The sequence below is a fragment of the Microvirga sp. CF3016 genome (assembly GCF_036314085.1).
Classification (GTDB): domain Bacteria; phylum Pseudomonadota; class Alphaproteobacteria; order Rhizobiales; family Beijerinckiaceae; genus Microvirga.
The window spans coordinates 151,198-166,306 of sequence record NZ_JAYGGM010000003.1 but is presented as its reverse complement, the minus strand read 5'-3'; the positions used below and the strand labels follow the sequence as shown (position 1 = coordinate 166,306).

The 15,109-nt window shown below is 64.7% G+C and carries 15 protein-coding genes; 10 read left to right on the top strand and 5 right to left on the bottom strand.

What is annotated here, in order from left to right; genetic code table 11:
• The first annotated feature begins 102 nt into the window (after positions 1 to 102).
• The 4 genes from VB672_RS05295 to VB672_RS05280 are packed head-to-tail and all read left to right on the top strand — an operon-like array spanning position 103 to position 4,085.
• Positions 103 to 1,500, top strand: a complete 1,398-nt coding sequence (locus VB672_RS05295) for a circularly permuted type 2 ATP-grasp protein (protein ID WP_329783339.1) — start codon at positions 103 to 105, stop codon at positions 1,498 to 1,500.
• A 15-nt stretch (positions 1,501 to 1,515) separates the two neighbouring features.
• The gene (locus tag VB672_RS05290; protein ID WP_329783133.1) at positions 1,516 to 2,460 is read left to right on the top strand and encodes an alpha-E domain-containing protein; all 945 of its coding nucleotides are present in this window, start codon (positions 1,516 to 1,518) and stop codon (positions 2,458 to 2,460) included.
• 3 nt (positions 2,461 to 2,463) lie between these two features.
• Positions 2,464 to 3,282: a transglutaminase family protein gene (locus tag VB672_RS05285; protein WP_329783132.1), complete on the top strand. Its 819-nt coding sequence runs from the start codon at positions 2,464 to 2,466 to the stop codon at positions 3,280 to 3,282.
• Between the two features lie 53 nt (positions 3,283 to 3,335).
• Positions 3,336 to 4,085: a peptidase gene (locus tag VB672_RS05280; RefSeq protein WP_329783131.1), complete on the top strand. Its 750-nt coding sequence runs from the start codon at positions 3,336 to 3,338 to the stop codon at positions 4,083 to 4,085.
• A gap of 22 nt (positions 4,086 to 4,107) precedes the next feature.
• Here VB672_RS05280 and VB672_RS05275 read toward each other — a convergent pair whose 3' ends face one another.
• Together VB672_RS05275 and rpmB are read right to left on the bottom strand one after the other, a co-directional pair.
• Positions 4,108 to 4,731: a queuosine precursor transporter gene (locus VB672_RS05275; RefSeq protein WP_329783130.1), complete on the bottom strand. Its 624-nt coding sequence runs from the start codon at positions 4,729 to 4,731 to the stop codon at positions 4,108 to 4,110.
• Positions 4,732 to 4,828: 97 nt separating this feature from the next.
• Positions 4,829 to 5,119, bottom strand: coding sequence for a 50S ribosomal protein L28 (gene rpmB / locus VB672_RS05270; RefSeq protein ID WP_036354407.1), 291 nt, complete (start codon positions 5,117 to 5,119; stop codon positions 4,829 to 4,831).
• 236 nt (positions 5,120 to 5,355) lie between these two features.
• On the opposite strand from rpmB, the gene VB672_RS05265 reads away from it, so the two are divergent.
• The 6 genes from VB672_RS05265 to VB672_RS05240 all read left to right on the top strand — a co-directional run bounded on the left by VB672_RS05265 (position 5,356) and on the right by VB672_RS05240 (position 12,352).
• Positions 5,356 to 6,228 (top strand): DUF3108 domain-containing protein, encoded by an 873-nt coding sequence (locus tag VB672_RS05265; protein ID WP_329783129.1) that lies wholly within the window; start codon positions 5,356 to 5,358, stop codon positions 6,226 to 6,228.
• 192 nt (positions 6,229 to 6,420) lie between these two features.
• Positions 6,421 to 9,555 (top strand): helicase-related protein, encoded by a 3,135-nt coding sequence (locus VB672_RS05260; RefSeq protein ID WP_329783128.1) that lies wholly within the window; start codon positions 6,421 to 6,423, stop codon positions 9,553 to 9,555.
• Between the two features lie 13 nt (positions 9,556 to 9,568).
• Complete coding sequence (locus tag VB672_RS05255; protein WP_329783338.1) at positions 9,569 to 9,871, top strand: RNA-binding S4 domain-containing protein; 303 nt, start codon at positions 9,569 to 9,571, stop codon at positions 9,869 to 9,871.
• A gap of 51 nt (positions 9,872 to 9,922) precedes the next feature.
• Complete coding sequence (gene fdxA / locus VB672_RS05250; RefSeq protein ID WP_262272494.1) at positions 9,923 to 10,261, top strand: ferredoxin FdxA; 339 nt, start codon at positions 9,923 to 9,925, stop codon at positions 10,259 to 10,261.
• 468 nt (positions 10,262 to 10,729) lie between these two features.
• Complete coding sequence (locus VB672_RS05245; RefSeq protein ID WP_329783127.1) at positions 10,730 to 11,314, top strand: CarD family transcriptional regulator; 585 nt, start codon at positions 10,730 to 10,732, stop codon at positions 11,312 to 11,314.
• A 165-nt stretch (positions 11,315 to 11,479) separates the two neighbouring features.
• A complete protein-coding gene (locus tag VB672_RS05240; RefSeq protein ID WP_329783126.1) occupies positions 11,480 to 12,352 on the top strand; it encodes an RNA polymerase factor sigma-32 in 873 nt (290 codons plus the stop codon).
• Positions 12,353 to 12,436: 84 nt separating this feature from the next.
• Here VB672_RS05240 and VB672_RS05235 read toward each other — a convergent pair whose 3' ends face one another.
• From VB672_RS05235 to VB672_RS05225, 3 genes are read right to left on the bottom strand one after another with little or no spacing between them, the layout of a single operon-like run.
• The gene (locus VB672_RS05235; RefSeq protein ID WP_329783125.1) at positions 12,437 to 13,864 is read right to left on the bottom strand and encodes a M48 family metalloprotease; all 1,428 of its coding nucleotides are present in this window, start codon (positions 13,862 to 13,864) and stop codon (positions 12,437 to 12,439) included.
• A 6-nt stretch (positions 13,865 to 13,870) separates the two neighbouring features.
• Positions 13,871 to 14,689, bottom strand: coding sequence for a thermonuclease family protein (locus tag VB672_RS05230; protein WP_329783124.1), 819 nt, complete (start codon positions 14,687 to 14,689; stop codon positions 13,871 to 13,873).
• A 53-nt stretch (positions 14,690 to 14,742) separates the two neighbouring features.
• On the bottom strand, positions 14,743 to 14,958 hold the full coding sequence (locus VB672_RS05225; protein ID WP_329783123.1) for a hypothetical protein: 216 nt from the start codon (positions 14,956 to 14,958) through the stop codon (positions 14,743 to 14,745).
• Positions 14,959 to 15,109: the final 151 nt, after the last annotated feature.

Here is a 15,109-nt window from a genome sequence, read left to right as displayed (position 1 = left end):
ACTAAGCTTCCTTCCTGCGGGCCCGATGCCAATCTTTGCGCCGGGTGTCCGCTTCGCGAGGCTTGAGGAGAACCGGTGGCGGCACAGGCGATCTTCGACGAAATGAGCGGCCATGACGGCCAAAGCAGGGATGCCTACCGCATCCTCCAGGACTGGCTGAAATCGGCGCCGCCGCAATTGCTGGAACACCGCCGCGAGGAGGCGGAACTCTTCTTCCGCCGGGTCGGCATCACCTTCGCGGTCTATGGCAATACGGAAGCCGAGGAGCGGCTGATCCCCTTCGACATCATCCCGCGCATTCTGTCGGGCCAGGAATGGTCCCGCCTCGCGCGCGGTCTCGAGCAGCGGGTCAAGGCGCTCAACATGTTCCTCAAGGACATCTATGGCGCGCGGGACATCCTGCGTGCCGGGATCGTTCCATCGGAACTTGTCTATCTCAATCCCTATTACCGCCCGCAGATGCACGGATTGTCCTTGAACAGCGACATCTATGTGCAGGTGGCGGGCATCGACATCGTCCGGGTCGACGACCAGGATTTCTACGTGCTCGAGGACAACCTGCGCACCCCCTCCGGGGTCTCCTATATGCTGGAGAACCGCGAGGTGATGATGCGCCTCTTCCCGGAACTCGTGGGCATGCAGCGCATCCGGCCCATCGAGAACTACGTCGACGAGCTTCTGGGCACCCTCAAGTCGGTCGCGCCGGCGAGCAGCCCCTGGGACCCGACCGTCGTTCTCCTGACCCCCGGTTCGCTGAACTCCGCCTATTACGAGCACAGCTTCCTGGCCGACCGGATGGGCGTGGAACTCGTCGAGGGGCGGGATCTCTTCGTGCGGGACGAGATGGTCTATATGCGCACGACCGAGGGGCCCAAGCGCGTCGATGTGATCTACAGCCGCATCGACGACGATTTCCTCGACCCGCTGGTTTTCCGGCCCGATTCCGCCCTCGGCGTTCCGGGGCTGATCGCCGCCTACCGGGCCGGCAATGTCGCCATCGCCAATGCGCCCGGGACAGGCGTCGCCGACGACAAGGCCATGTACTCTTACGTGCCAGACATCGTGCGCTTCTACATGAGCGAGGAGCCGATTTTGAAGAACGTGCCGACTTGGCGTTGCCGTGAGCAGGACTCACTCGCTTATGTGCTCGACAATCTGCACGAGCTCGTCGTGAAGGAGGTCAACGGCTCCGGCGGCTACGGCATGCTGGTGGGCCCTCATGCGACGGCGGATGCATGCGAGCATTTCAAGGCGCGGATTCTGGCCAACCCTGACAACTACATCGCCCAGCCGACGCTGGCCCTGTCGACGAGCCCGGTTTTCACCGAGAAGGGGCTGGCGCCCCGCCACGTGGATCTGCGGCCCTTCGTGCTGACAGGGCGCGACGGCGTCAGGCTCGTGCCGGGCGGTCTCACCCGCGTGGCGCTGACGGAAGGGTCGCTCGTGGTCAATTCGAGCCAGGGCGGCGGGACCAAGGATACCTGGGTGCTGAGTGAATGAGCCGGAGCGTTTCTCGTGCTGAGTCGTGATGCCGACAGCCTCTATTGGCTCTCCCGCTATGTGGAGCGGGCCGAGAACACGGCCCGCATTCTCGACGTCGCCTATCGCATGGCGTCGATGCCGATCTCCTATAACGGCGTCGAGACCAACGAGTGGGAATCCGCCCTCATCACCGCCGGGGGCGTCGATCAGTTCCGCGCCGTTTATGGGGAATCCACCCCTGAGAGCGTGATCGAGTTCCTGGCCTTCTCGGAAGCGAACCCGTCGAGCATCCAGAACTGTTTCGATACCGCCCGGCAGAATGCCCGCTCCGTGCGCTCGGCGCTCACCTCGGAGATGTGGGAGGCGATCAACTCCGCCTGGCTTGATCTGCGCCGCTACAAGGCGAGGAAGATCAAGGTGGAGGATCTTCCTCGCTTCCTGAACCTCGTGAAGGAGGCCTCGCTCCGCTACGACGGCTCCGCCATGCGCACCATGCTGCGCAACGACGCCTATTGGTTCTCCCGCCTCGGCCTCTACATCGAGCGGGCCGATAACACCGCCAGGGTGCTCGATGTGAAGTATCACGTGCTTCTGCCGCAGGATGCGGCGGTGGGCGGCGGCATCGACTATTATCAATGGGCCGCCATTCTGCGCTCGGTCTCCGCGCTCGTGAGCTATCAATGGGTCTATCACCAGAACCTGAGGCCTTGGCTCGTGGCTGATCTCCTGATCCTGCGCGAGGAGATGCCGCGCTCGCTGGCGGCCTGCTACGCGGCCCTCTCACGTCATCTCGATGACCTCTCCCAGCGCTACGGCACGTCCGGCCCCGCGCAGCGCCAGGCGAGGGCGACTCATGCCCGGCTGACGAACCGGAATATTGAGGATATCTTCCAGCATGGGCTGCACGAGTTCCTGCAGGACTTCCTCGCCGAGAACAACCGGCTCGGGCACGCCATCACGAACCAGTATCTGTGCTGACCCATGCGCATCCGCATCACCCACGAGACGGTCTACCACTACAGCGAGCCCGCCAAGTCGGCGATCCAGCTCCTGCGGCTCACGCCGCGCGGATCGGACAACCAGACGGTCCTGTCCTGGAACATCGACATGGATGGTGACGCCCGGCTGATGCGCCGGGAGGACTGGTACGGCAACATCATCCACAGCTTGTCGGTCTCGGGGCCCGTGAGCCAGATCACCCTCCACGTGGCCGGTGAAATCGAGACCACGGACACGGCCGGGCTCGTCAGGGGAGGGGTCGAGCGCTTCCCGGAAATCTTCTATCTTCGGGAAACACCCCTGACCCGTCCCGACACCGCTATCCGTGAATTCGCAGAGAGGACCGCCGGGCGTTTTACAAGTCCGCTGGATCAGGCCCATGCGCTCTTGAACGCGATCCCCGGGCGCCTGCGCTTCGATACGGGAGCGACGAGTGCCACAACCGTGGGAGCGGATGCCTTTGCGGCGGGCCACGGGGTCTGCCAGGATTTCACCCATGTGTTCCTGAGCGCCGCGCGGTCGCTGAAGATCCCGGCCCGCTACGTGTCGGGCTATCTGCACAAGCCCGGCGAGATCGAGCAGGAGGCGGGGCATGCCTGGGCCGAGGCCTACATCCCGGATCTCGGCTGGGTGAGTTTCGACCCCGCCAATGCCGTTTCCGCAACGGAACATTACGTCCGATTGGCCATCGGGCTCGATTATCTTGATGCAGCCCCGGTTCGAGGCAGCTATTACGGACTCACCCGTGAAGCGCTCGACGTTCGTTTGAGGATCGAAAGCGCCCGTCAAGCACAGGCGTGAGTATGGCCTCGACACCTCAGCAACTCGACCAGAAGGCTCCTGGAGGAACCCCCATGACGTATTGTGTCGGCATCCTCGTGCGGGATGGCCTCGTCATGATCGCCGATACGCGCACCAATGCGGGCGTCGACAACATCGCGACCTTCCGCAAGCTGCACCTGTTCGAGAAGCCGGGCGAGCGCGTGATCACGCTCGCGACGGCCGGCAATCTGTCGGCCAGCCAATCCGTCCTGTCGCTTTTGACCGAGGGGCTCGAAAATCCCGAGACCGGTGCTGTCGAGACGCTCCTGACCGTGCCCAGCATGTTCAAGGCGGCCCAGCTCGTCGGCCGTGCCGTCCGCCAAGTCTATGAAATGGACGGGGTCGAGATCGAAAAACGCCAGATGACCTTCGACGTCACTATGCTGCTCGGCGGGCAGATCGGGTCGACCGCGATGCGGCTCTATCAGGTTTATTCGGCCGGCAATGCCATCGAGGCGACCCTTGATACGCCCTTCCTGCAGATCGGCGAACCCAAATACGGCAAGCCGATCCTCGACCGGGCGATTTCCCACGGCACCAGCCTCGTGGAGGCCCTGAAGCTGGGGCTGATCTCCATGGATTCGACCCTGAAGTCCAATCTGGGCGTGGGTCTGCCGATCGATATCGTGGTGGCCAAGCGCGATGCCCTGAAGGCCGGGATCACCTACAGGATCCAGGAGGACGAGCCCTATTTCCGCGACCTGCGCGAGCGCTGGTCGGCGGCCCTGCGGGCGGCGCATCAGGCGATCCCGCATCCTCCTTATGTGGAGGATGCGCTCTGACAGGGTGAGGAGATCCGCCCGATCAGGCGGTCCGCTGCAGCCTCGGGCGCATGAGGGCCAGGATCGCGCCGTAAGGGGCGATCGAAATCGCCGCGAGGGCGAGCTTCACCAGATAGTCGGCGATGGCGAGATTGGTCCAGGGCAGGGCGATGCATTCGTCCGCGATGCCTGCCTGTCCCAGAATCTCGCTGATCGTGAGGCCGAGGCCCGGCACGGCGCCGCAATAGAATGCGAACGAGAAGAAGATCGCCGTATCGAGGCCCGATGAGATCACCGAGGAGATGAAGGGCGGCATCCACCAGGCCCGGTCGCGCAGGCGGGCGAAGATGCTGATGTCGAGGAGCTGGGCCACCAGGAAGGCCGCGCCCGATGCGATGGCGATGCGCGGTGTCGCCAGGACGATGGACAGCGCCACGGCCAGGACGAAGCCGACATAGACCACCCGGCGCGCGCCTTGCGTGCCGAAGCGCCGGTTCGCCAGATCGGTGACCAGGAAGGAGAACGGATAGCTGAAGGCGCCCCAGGTCAGGTAGTCGCCCAAGCCCAGATGGTGGAACGGATGTTGGACCAGGATGTTCGACGAGAGGACGACCAGGGTCATTGCCGTCAGGGCAATGAGAAAGTCGCGGCGGTCGATTCGGGTCATAGGCGGCCTCTTTCGGGCGAATGCTCAAGCCTTAAGACAACGCAAAACGGGCGGCACCGAGGCCGCCCGCCATGCAGATCGGATCGGCGGACTGAAATCAGCTCGCGGCGGCGAGCTTCTTCTCGATCTCGCGCTTCACCGCCAGGGCGGTGGTGGAGAGCTCCTCAGCCTTGGCCTTGGCCAGGAAGGCGTCGAGGCCGCCGCGATGCTCGACCGAGCGAAGCGCATTGGCGGAGACGCGCAGGCGCACGGAGCGCTGCAGGGTGTCAGATTGGAGCGTGACGTTGCAGAGGTTCGGCAGGAACTTCCGCTTCGTCTTGCGGTTCGAGTGGCTCACCAGGTGGCCACTCAGCACGGCCTTGCCGGTCAGTTCGCAACGGCGCGACATGGGTTCAATCCTATTCGTCTGTGTAAGGGTCGCGGCCTCGAATTCGCGGGTTTGCCTGATCGCAGATCCCGCGCGGCCGGACACCAGAAGTCCTTGGAAGGTGCGAGCCTATAGGCCAAAAAGGGGGAGGACGTCAAGAATAGTGCGACGCCGCATCTCGTTTTTTTGAAGCACCAGGGCCATGATTTATTCCGAATCTCGTGCGATGCAACGGAATAGACTATCGGAAACCCCTTATGCGCCTCATCGCTTCAGCTGTTGTGACCTTGGCCTTCGCCGGATCGGGCTCGCTCGCGCAAGCCCAGAGCCCGCAGGCTCAAACCCTGAAGGTGAGCTATGACATCACCTTGGCCGGCCTGCCGTTGGGCAAGGCGGACCTGTCGTCCTCCTTCAACGGGCCGAAATACGAGATGGAAGGAAGGGCGAAGCTGACAGGGCTTGCCATGATCCTGACCGGCGGCAAGGGGGAAGCCAGCGCGTCCGGCAGCCTTGCCGGAGAGACGCCTCGCTCGTCGAAGTTTGCCGTCGTCTCGAAGACCTCCGACAATCAGCGCAGCGTTCGCATGGGGCTAAAGAGCGGCCGGGTGGCCGATGTCCAAATCGACCCACCCCTGGAGCCCAAGCCCGACCGGGTCCCGGTGAAACCCGACGACAAGAAGGGCGTCGTCGACCCCATGAGCGCATTGCTCATGCCGGCCTTGGCCTCGAAGAAACTCACCGATCCCGCCAATTGTGACCGGACCATCCCGGTCTTCGACGGCGCCTCCCGGATGAACGTGGTCCTGTCCTATGCGGAAACGAAGAACGTGGAGGTGCCGGGCTATTCCGGGCCCGTTCTCGTCTGCAATGCCCGCTATGTGCCGATCTCCGGCCACCGGAGCGAGCGCCCGGCCACCAAGTTCATGCAGGAGAACAAGGATATGTCCGTGTGGCTGGCGCCCGTCGAGGGGCCGCGCCTGCTCTTCCCGCTCAAGGTATCCGTGCGCACCATGATCGGCACGGGCGAGATGCAGGCCTCCCTCTGGTCGCTGGAGGACGGCACGTCGTCCGCGCCGGCCCGAAAGGCCGAGAAAGCCGACGAGGCCATCAAGGCCGAGGCCGTTCAGTAAATCCTGAAAGCCCTTACGTATTCGTGCCGCTTCGGGTAGCGAAGGCGGCCATTTGCACCATATAAGGGATTAACCGCAGCCCGCCGCTTGGGCTCGAGGCTGCTTTGTAGAGAAGGCTCCCGGTGCCGGTCTCCGGCCCTAAAGCCTCTCGGCTCTCACTCCGGGACCCTTCCGATTACCCGTCATCCAGGCATGTCCCGTCGCTCCCTTCCCCCGCAAGCGCGGTCGCGCGGCGTGACAGCCGTGCTCGGCCCCACCAATACCGGCAAGACCCACTTGGCCATCGAGCGCATGCTCGGCCACGACAGCGGCATGATCGGCCTGCCCCTGCGCCTGCTCGCGCGCGAGGTCTACAACCGCGTGGTGGAAAAGGCCGGCCATCACAACGTTGCCCTGATCACGGGCGAGGAGAAGATCAAGCCCGACCGGCCGCGCTATTGGATTTCGACCGTCGAGGCCATGCCGCGGGACCTCGATCTCGCCTTCGTGGCCGTGGACGAGATCCAGCTCGCCAGCGACCTCGACCGGGGCCACGTGTTCACCGATCGTCTTCTGAACCAGCGCGGGCGCGAGGAGACGCTCCTCATCGGCTCGGCCACCATGCGCCCGCTGATCGAGGCGCTGATTCCCGGTGTCCATGTGGTCACGCGGCCGCGCCTGTCGAATCTGTCCTTTGCGGGCGAGAAGAAGGTTTCGCGCCTACCCCGCCGCTCGGCCATCGTGGCCTTCTCGGCCGAGGAGGTCTACGGCATCGCCGAGCTGATCCGCCGCCAGAGCGGCGGCGCGGCCGTGGTGCTGGGCGCCCTGTCGCCGCGGACCCGCAACGCCCAGGTCGAGCTTTACCAGAATGGGGACGTGGATTACCTGATCGCCACCGATGCCATTGGCATGGGGCTCAATCTCGACGTGGACCATGTGGCGTTCGCGTCCGACAAGAAATTCGACGGGTTCCAGTTCCGCAAGCTCAACAATCCTGAGCTCGCCCAGATCGCCGGCCGTGCCGGCCGCTACATGCGCGACGGTACCTTCGGCTCCACCGGCCGGTGCCCGCCTTTCGACGCGGAAACCGTCGAGGCGCTGGAGAACCATACCTTCGATCCGGTTCGCATCCTGCAATGGCGCAATCCCGACCTTGATTTCTCGTCCCTCGCCCGCCTGCGCGATTCCCTTGGAGTCCAGCCGCGGGAGCATGGTCTCGTGCGGGCACCCACGGGCGAGGACGCGACGGCCCTCGAGGTTCTGGCGCGGGAAGACGACATCAAGGCCATGGCTCGCACCCAATATGCCGTGGAGCGGCTCTGGCAGATCTGCCAAGTGCCGGATTATCGGAAAGTTTCTCCGCAGACCCATGCGGATCTCGTCGGCCAGCTCTATCGTTTCCTCATGAAGGATGGAGCCGTCCCGGCCGATTGGTTTGCCCGCCATCTGTCCGCCATGGACCGGACCGATGGGGATATCGACACCCTCTCCAACCGCATCGCCCAGGTCAGGACCTGGTCCTTCGTCGCCAACCGTCCGGACTGGTTGAAGGATCCAGAGCATTGGCAGGATGTTGCGCGTCAGGTAGAGGACAAGCTATCGGATGCGCTCCATGAACGTCTCGCCCAACGGTTCATCGACCGGAGGACGAGCGTTCTCATGCGGCGCTTGAGAGAGAAAACGATGCTCGAAGCGGAAATCACGACCACCGGCGACGTCAACGTCGAGGGTCAGCACATCGGTCACCTGCACGGCTTTCATTTCGTGCCCGATCCCCAGGCCGACACCACGGAGGCCAAAACCCTGCGCAATGCCGCCAGCAAGGCCCTGGCCGGCGAGATCGAGGCGCGGGCGGATCGGTTCGCGGAAACGCCGGACGCCATGCTCGTGCTGTCGAACGACGGCACCATCCGCTGGATGGGCGATCCGGTGGCCAAGCTGGAGGCCGGCGACAAGCTGTTCGAGCCCAAAGTGCGCATCCTTTCGGACGAGCATCTCACGGGTCCGGCCCGGGACAAGGTGGACACCCGCCTGCGCGCCTGGCTGAAGGCCTATATCGTGCGCCTGCTCGGGCCGCTGCTGCAGCTGGAAGGCAGCGCCGAGCTGACGGGCCTTGCCCGCGGCATCGGGTTCCAGATCGGCGAGGCCCTGGGCGTGCTGGAGCGTGCGAAGGTCCTCAACGACGTGCGCAGCCTCGACCAGGATGCCCGGGGCGCCCTGCGCAAGGCCGGCGTCCGGTTCGGCGCCTATCATCTCTACCTGCCGGCCCTCCTGAAGCCCGCGCCCCGCGTCCTGGCGACCCAGCTCTGGGCCCTGCAGAACGGCGGCCTCGACCAGAAGGGTATCGACGAGATCGCCCATCTTGCCCAGTCCGGCCGTACCTCGATTCCGGTCGATCCGGAGATCGTCCATGGACTCTATCGCGCCGCCGGTTTCCGCGTTCTCGGCGGACGTGCCGTGCGCGTCGACATCCTGGAGCGCTTGGCTGACCTGATCCGGCCCGCCATTGCCTACCGGCCCGGGATCACCCCCGGCGAGCCGCCGGCCGGCGCGGCCGACGGCGAGAGCTTCGTTCCCACCGTCTCCATGACGTCCCTCGTCGGCTGCGCCGGCGAGGATTTTGCCACCATCCTCAAGTCCCTCGGCTATGTGATGGAGCGTCGTCCCGGCCCCGCCATCACGGTGCCGCTGGTGGAGGCTCCGAAAGCGGCCGAGCCGCAGTCCGTTTCCGAGGGTGAGGCCGCGGCGCCCGTGCAGGACGTGCCAGGCGACGGATCCGAGCCGGCGGTCGGCACCGAGGAGATCGGCGCCGTCGCCGTGGAGGCTCCCGAGGCCTCCGTCTCCGCCCAGGAGGTGGAAGCCAGCGCGGCCGGGGCCGTGGCGTCCCCCGAGGGCCAAGCCCTGGCTCCCGCCGAGGCGCCTGCCGAACCCGCAGCCGAGACCCCTGTCGAGGTTTCCGCCGAGCCCGAGATGATCGAGGTCTGGCGTCAGGGCCGCCGTCATCATGAAGGCAGCCAAGCCCGCCATGGCCGCGACGCCCGCGGCGGCCGCCACCACGAACGCGGCGAGCGGCAGGAGCGCGGCGATCGGCGTCCTCGCCATGCAGACCAGGGAGAGCAGACCGGCGAGCGTCGTCCGCGCCCAGAGCGCCGCGAGGCGCAAGGGGAGGGCGGGCGTCCGCAGAACCGGCCGCCGCGCGGCCCCGGCCGCGGCGAGGAGCGTCGCGGACCGCGTCCCGACAACCGGCGCGAGGGCGGGCACGAACGTCGCGAGAAGCAGCCGGATCCGAACTCGCCCTTCGCCAAGCTGATGGCTCTCAAGGCCCAGCTCGAGGACAGCAAGAAGTGAGGGCGTGACGCGCATGCGTGAGGACCGGCAGCGGCTCGACAAGTGGCTGTGGTTCGCACGCTTCGCGAAGACCCGGACGCTTGCCGCCAAGCTGGTCACGAGCGGCTTCGTCCGGCTCAACGGCCAGCGCACGGACAATGCCGCCAAGGCGGTGGCCGTCGGCGACGTGGTGACCGTTGCGCTGCCGCGAACCACCCTCGTGGTCCGGATCGAGGCCCTCGGCGCGCGCCGGGGTCCTGCAACGGAAGCAAGGCAGCTCTACCTCAATCTCAACCAGGACAACGCAGCGCTTGTCAGCGACCCCGACAACGGCTAGAGCGGCGGCGCGTTGTTCTCACTTGCCGGACAGACCCTCGAAGGACCGTTCATGACCTACGTCGTCACTGAAAATTGCATCAAGTGCAAATACATGGACTGCGTCGAGGTGTGCCCGGTCGATTGTTTCTACGAGGGCGAGAACATGCTCGTCATCCATCCCGATGAGTGCATCGACTGCGGCGTCTGCGAGCCGGAATGCCCCGCTGAAGCCATCAAGCCGGATGCGGAGCCGGGCCTGGAGCAGTGGCTCAAGCTCAACGCCGATATGGCCAAGAGTTGGCCGAACATCACCATCAAGAAGGACCCGCCCGCCGACGCGAAGGAATTCGACGGGGTTGCGGGCAAGTTCGAGACTTATTTCTCGGCCAATCCCGGTGACGGCGACTAGCGTCCGACCTGAAAACGGGTGCGCTTTCGGGATCGATCCGAGGGTTCTCTTTAGAGAACGTGCCGCTTCAGCTGACGGACCGTGACCGGTATTCCGGACGGTGCGTCAGCCCTCAAGCGCGGCCACGAACAGGCCACTTTTACGCTATCCGTTGAAATATTTTTGCTTTTTCGGCCGGACTGTGATAGGGTCCACAAATGCCGTCGCTTGCGCTCAAGCCGTGCACCGTCTCCGCAGACCGGCGGTTCACACAATGAAGCAAAGATTCGCGTCCTTTGACTTAAGGGAGCGTTGCTGCCTTGGTCAAGGGCATGAGCGTTTGTAGCCGCTGGCTTACATCAGGGAGACGAGCGGAATAGTCAAGTTCCGCGACACTCACATCCTATCCTCGTTCCCCTGGGGCCCTGCCCAGTGGAACCACAGCTTCCTCGCTGCCAAGCGAGGACCATGCAAGGAGGCCTCTCTCGCATGACAACCGCCAAGAAGTCCGCCCCGCGCCTTGGGTTCAAGTCCGGTGAAGCGATCGTTTATCCCGCTCATGGCGTCGGCCGCATCACGGCCATTGAAGAGCAGGAGATCGCTGGTTTCAAACTGGAGCTGTACGTGGTCTCCTTCGACAAGGACAAGATGGTCCTTCGCGTTCCGACCGGTAAAGCCTCCAGCGTTGGCATGCGCAAGCTTGCCGAACCGGCTCTGGTCCAAAAGGCTCTGGACGTTCTGACGGGTCGTGCCCGCGTGAAGCGCACCATGTGGTCGCGCCGCGCCCAGGAATACGAGGCCAAGATCAATTCAGGCGACCTGATTGCCGTGACAGAGGTCGTGCGCGATCTCTACCGCTCCGAGGCTCAGCCCGAGCAGTCCTACAGCGAGCGCCAGCTTTACGAATCCGCCCTTGATCGGGTCGTGCGCGAAATTTCCGCCGTGAACAAGATCACGGATACGGAGGCTCTCAAGCTTATCGAGCAGAGCCTTGCCAAGTCGCCGCGTCGCGCCAAGGGTGCCGAGGCCGAGGTGGACGGCGAGGGCGACGACCTTCAGGAAGAGGCCGCCTGATTCGAGGCTTTCCCCATCGTTCAAAAAAGCCCGGCTTTGGCCGGGCTTTTTTATGGCCGGATGCCTTGTTTTTCACCGGCCCGAATCTATTTTGCAAAACTTGGCTGTTGGAAGTGAACTTTTTGCGGCCTCGCTCGTTGTGACTCTGCCAAGGGAGAGCACACAATGGGAGAAATCTCAGGGGTTCGCCGCCGGTTCGTCCGCGCTGCCATGAATGCACCTTTTCTCGAGAGAGATGAGGAGCATCAACTTGCCGTGCGTTGGAAAGAGAACCGCGATGAAGCGGCACTTCATCAACTGACCGCTGCTCACATGCGCCTCGTCATCGCGCTGGCAGCCCGCTTCCGTCATTATGGGCTGCCTATGGCCGATCTCGTTCAGGAAGGCCATGTGGGTCTTCTCGAAGCGGCAGCCCGGTTCGAGCCCGAACGCGAGGTTCGCTTCTCAACCTATGCGACCTGGTGGATCCGTGCCTCCGTGCAAGATTACATCCTTCGCAATTGGTCAATCGTTCGCGGGGGAACGAGTTCCGCCCAGAAGGCACTTTTCTTCAATCTGCGCCGCCTGCGCGCCCGCCTGACCCGCGGTGGAGAGGAGCGCATCTCTGCCGATGTGCATGCAAAGATCGCCGAGGCGATCGGGGTCTCCAAGGCCGATGTCGCGCTCATGGACGCCCGCCTTTCGGCGCCCGATACGTCCCTCAACGCGCCGGTTCTGGACGCCGATCCGGGCAATTCGGCAGAGCGCGTCGAGTTCCTCGTCGACAACAGCCCCCTGCCGGATGAGAGCGTCAGCGACGTGATCGACACCGAGCGCCGCGTGCGCTGGCTGCAGCAGGCGCTCGAGGTTCTCAACGAGCGCGAGTTGCGGATCCTGCGCGCCCGCCGTCTCGACGACGAGCAGGTGACCCTGGAGTTCCTGGGCGACAGGCTCGGGATCTCGAAAGAGCGTGTTCGCCAGATCGAGAATCGGGCATTGGAAAAGCTCAAGCGAGCCCTGGTGGAAAAATACCCTCAGGCGTCCGGCGCCTTCGTGTAGGGCGTTCAGGTTTCTGGAGAACATTGTACGGCGAGGCGGTTCCGCCTCGCCGATCCATTTTCCAGGGCGCGAAGTTTCGAAGTTTCACTCCATGATGATCTTGTAGCGCTCACCCGGCTTGAGGGCGTCGTTCCTGTCGAGGCCGTTGAGGAGCAGGAATTTCTCGAGCGCCTTGTCGACCGGCATCCGGGCCGCCAGGGCCTGCGCCGTGTCGCCCCGCTGGGCCGTGACGATCTGCAGCTTCAGCGGCCTGATCCGGCGCGCCTCGTCCGGCTGGACCTGTCGGACGCTGTTCAAGGTCTGCTGGAAGATCCCTTCCAGGTCCCCCCTGTTGCCGCGGGTTGCCATGATGAGCCGGTAGGTGGTGCTGCCGATCCGGATGGCCGACAGGCGGAAGGTCCATTCCTTGCCGTTAGACAGGGCAGTGACCACCGGCAGGCCGTTCACCGTTCCGGTCGTCAGGGTGCCGGGCTCCACCGTATCCGTCCAGGTGGAACGCAGCACATCCTCAAGGCTCTGCCCCTCCGGCGTGTCGGCGGCATCGAAGAGGAGGCGCCGCTCCCCGTCTCCTGACGCCCCCAGAACGGCCTGGGACGTGTTCTCCAGGGTAAAGCCCTCCGGCGCCTCGAAGGCGACGCCGAGCCGCGAATGGATGAAGCGGCGCCCCTTCACGACGCCGTCGGCCGGATCGTCGCCATAGGCGAGTCCGTCGAGGGCCGTGAGATAGGCGAGGCGTCCGGTTTCGCCGGTGCCCTGCATGCCCGTGCGCCGCGCGGCCTGCAGCGCCCGCGTCACCCGGTCGTCGGTGCGAGGATGCGAGGCGTTCCGCTCCGCCGTCGAGGCGTCCGAACTCGTGCCCGAGCGCCCAAGGGCTGTGAGGAATCGGGGAGCCCCGTAGGGATCGTAGCCGGCCCGGGCCAGAACCTTGACGCCCATCTGATCCGCCTCGAGCTCCTGCGCGCGCGAGAAGCTGGCCAGCGTCGAGCGGGCCTGGCTTTGCGCCATGGCGGCCTCTTCGGCATCGTTCAGCACGTTCTCAGCCACGCGCTCGATCAAGTCGGAGCGGGCCTGCAGCTCGCTGCGCTGGGAGGCGTGGCGAAGGGTGACGTGGGCGATCTCATGGGAGAGCACGGCCGCTACCTCGGACGTGTCGTTGGCGAGCGCCAGGAGCCCGCGGGTCACATAGAGACGGCCGTTGGGCAGGGCGAAGGCGTTGATCACCGGCGAGTTGAGGATCGTCACCTGAAAGGCCTCGTCCGGCCGGTCGGTGGCCATGACGAGCCGGTTCGTCACATCGGTGAGCATCTGCTGGAGCTGGGGCGCCCGGCCCTCGCCGCCGAAGGCCCGCACGAGTCGAATATGGTCGCGGTCCCGGTCCGGGCCGATCACCCGGGGAGCGTTGGCGGGCAGAGAGACGTCCCCGCCGAAGCCGGTGCATCCTGCCAGGAGAGTGCCGAGCATGATGATGCCGGCGACAACTCGGAAGCTACCTGTCTGACGTGTTGTGCTCATGCTCGTTCATCGTGGCAGGCGGCCGCCTTCGAGACGCTCGATCATATCCGGTATGACAATGGAGAAGGCTGCCCCTTGCCAAGGCTGCAAAATGCCTCGGGCCCTGATCCGCCGACCCTTGAGCGCCTCGGCACCCATGCCGCGGTCCGACATCTGTTTCCAGGTCTTCCTCGGGATGATGATCGTGAAGTCTTCTGCCCAGAGCCCCCCGAAGTTCAAATAGGTGCGTTGCTTGCGCTCCCCGATGCTTCTGACGCGACCTTCGACCAGCACGAAGCTTCCGATTCGGTCCCGCAGAGGCTCGGATTGATTGACGTCCATGGGCTTATAGCGGTCATCGGCCCAAAGACCAAGGCGTCGTTCGCGGGCCGTGGCCTCAAGGGCGAGCAATTCCGGTTCGCAGAAGGTTTCATCCAGGCCCGCATCCGTGATCGCGAGCCCTGCCTCGATCAGGCCATGGCTCCAATCGAGCGGAGAGGCGCTGTCGGAAGACCGGATGCGGACGGAAACCCGGCTCCAACGGTCGGGGCTGGCGGCGGCCCAGACGAGGACGGGCTGATCGATGCGGGCCTGCAACCAGGCCAGCGCCTTCTCCCGGTGGGGCGCCTCGCCCGGAAGCCGGATGCCCGCGAGCTTGGCCGTACGGCCGGAGGCCAGAACGAGATCGCCTTCCGAGGAGAGGGCTTGCAGCCGATCAGGCTGCGCCTCAATCGTGCAGCCTGGTCTCGGTCGTATCGGCGAAACGGGCTGCGCCGAGCCCGCCGAGATCGTCAGGGCGATCCCGAGGCTGGCACTCAAGACAATTGGCAGGGTCGATCCCGTCATCGGACGGGATCATACCCATTTGGCGGGATACGGCTACGCTTGAAGCGATCCGATCAATGCTTTTCCTGCGCCTGGCTGTGCTGCTGCGGCTTGTGACCGCTCTGCCCCGCATTGTTGTGCTTGTTATGGTCTCGGCTCTCCTGATGCGTCGCGCCGCCCTGCTTGCCGATGTCGGGCTTGCCGCTGGCATTGGCGTGAGCCTGATCGTTTTCCGAATGGCCCGCCACGCGGGTCTCGTTCGGATTGCTGCGATTGCCAGTGCTGCTCATGATTTCTTCTCTTGCTGGCGCTTTTGGGCGCCGTTGCCGTCCTTGCCCTGCTGGTGCTGGGTCCCCCCGCACATTCGAACCGCCATGGCCTTCCTGGGGGATGCCTTCGGGATTTCTGCGGGAGCCTGGGATGTTTTTCGTCATGGTGAAA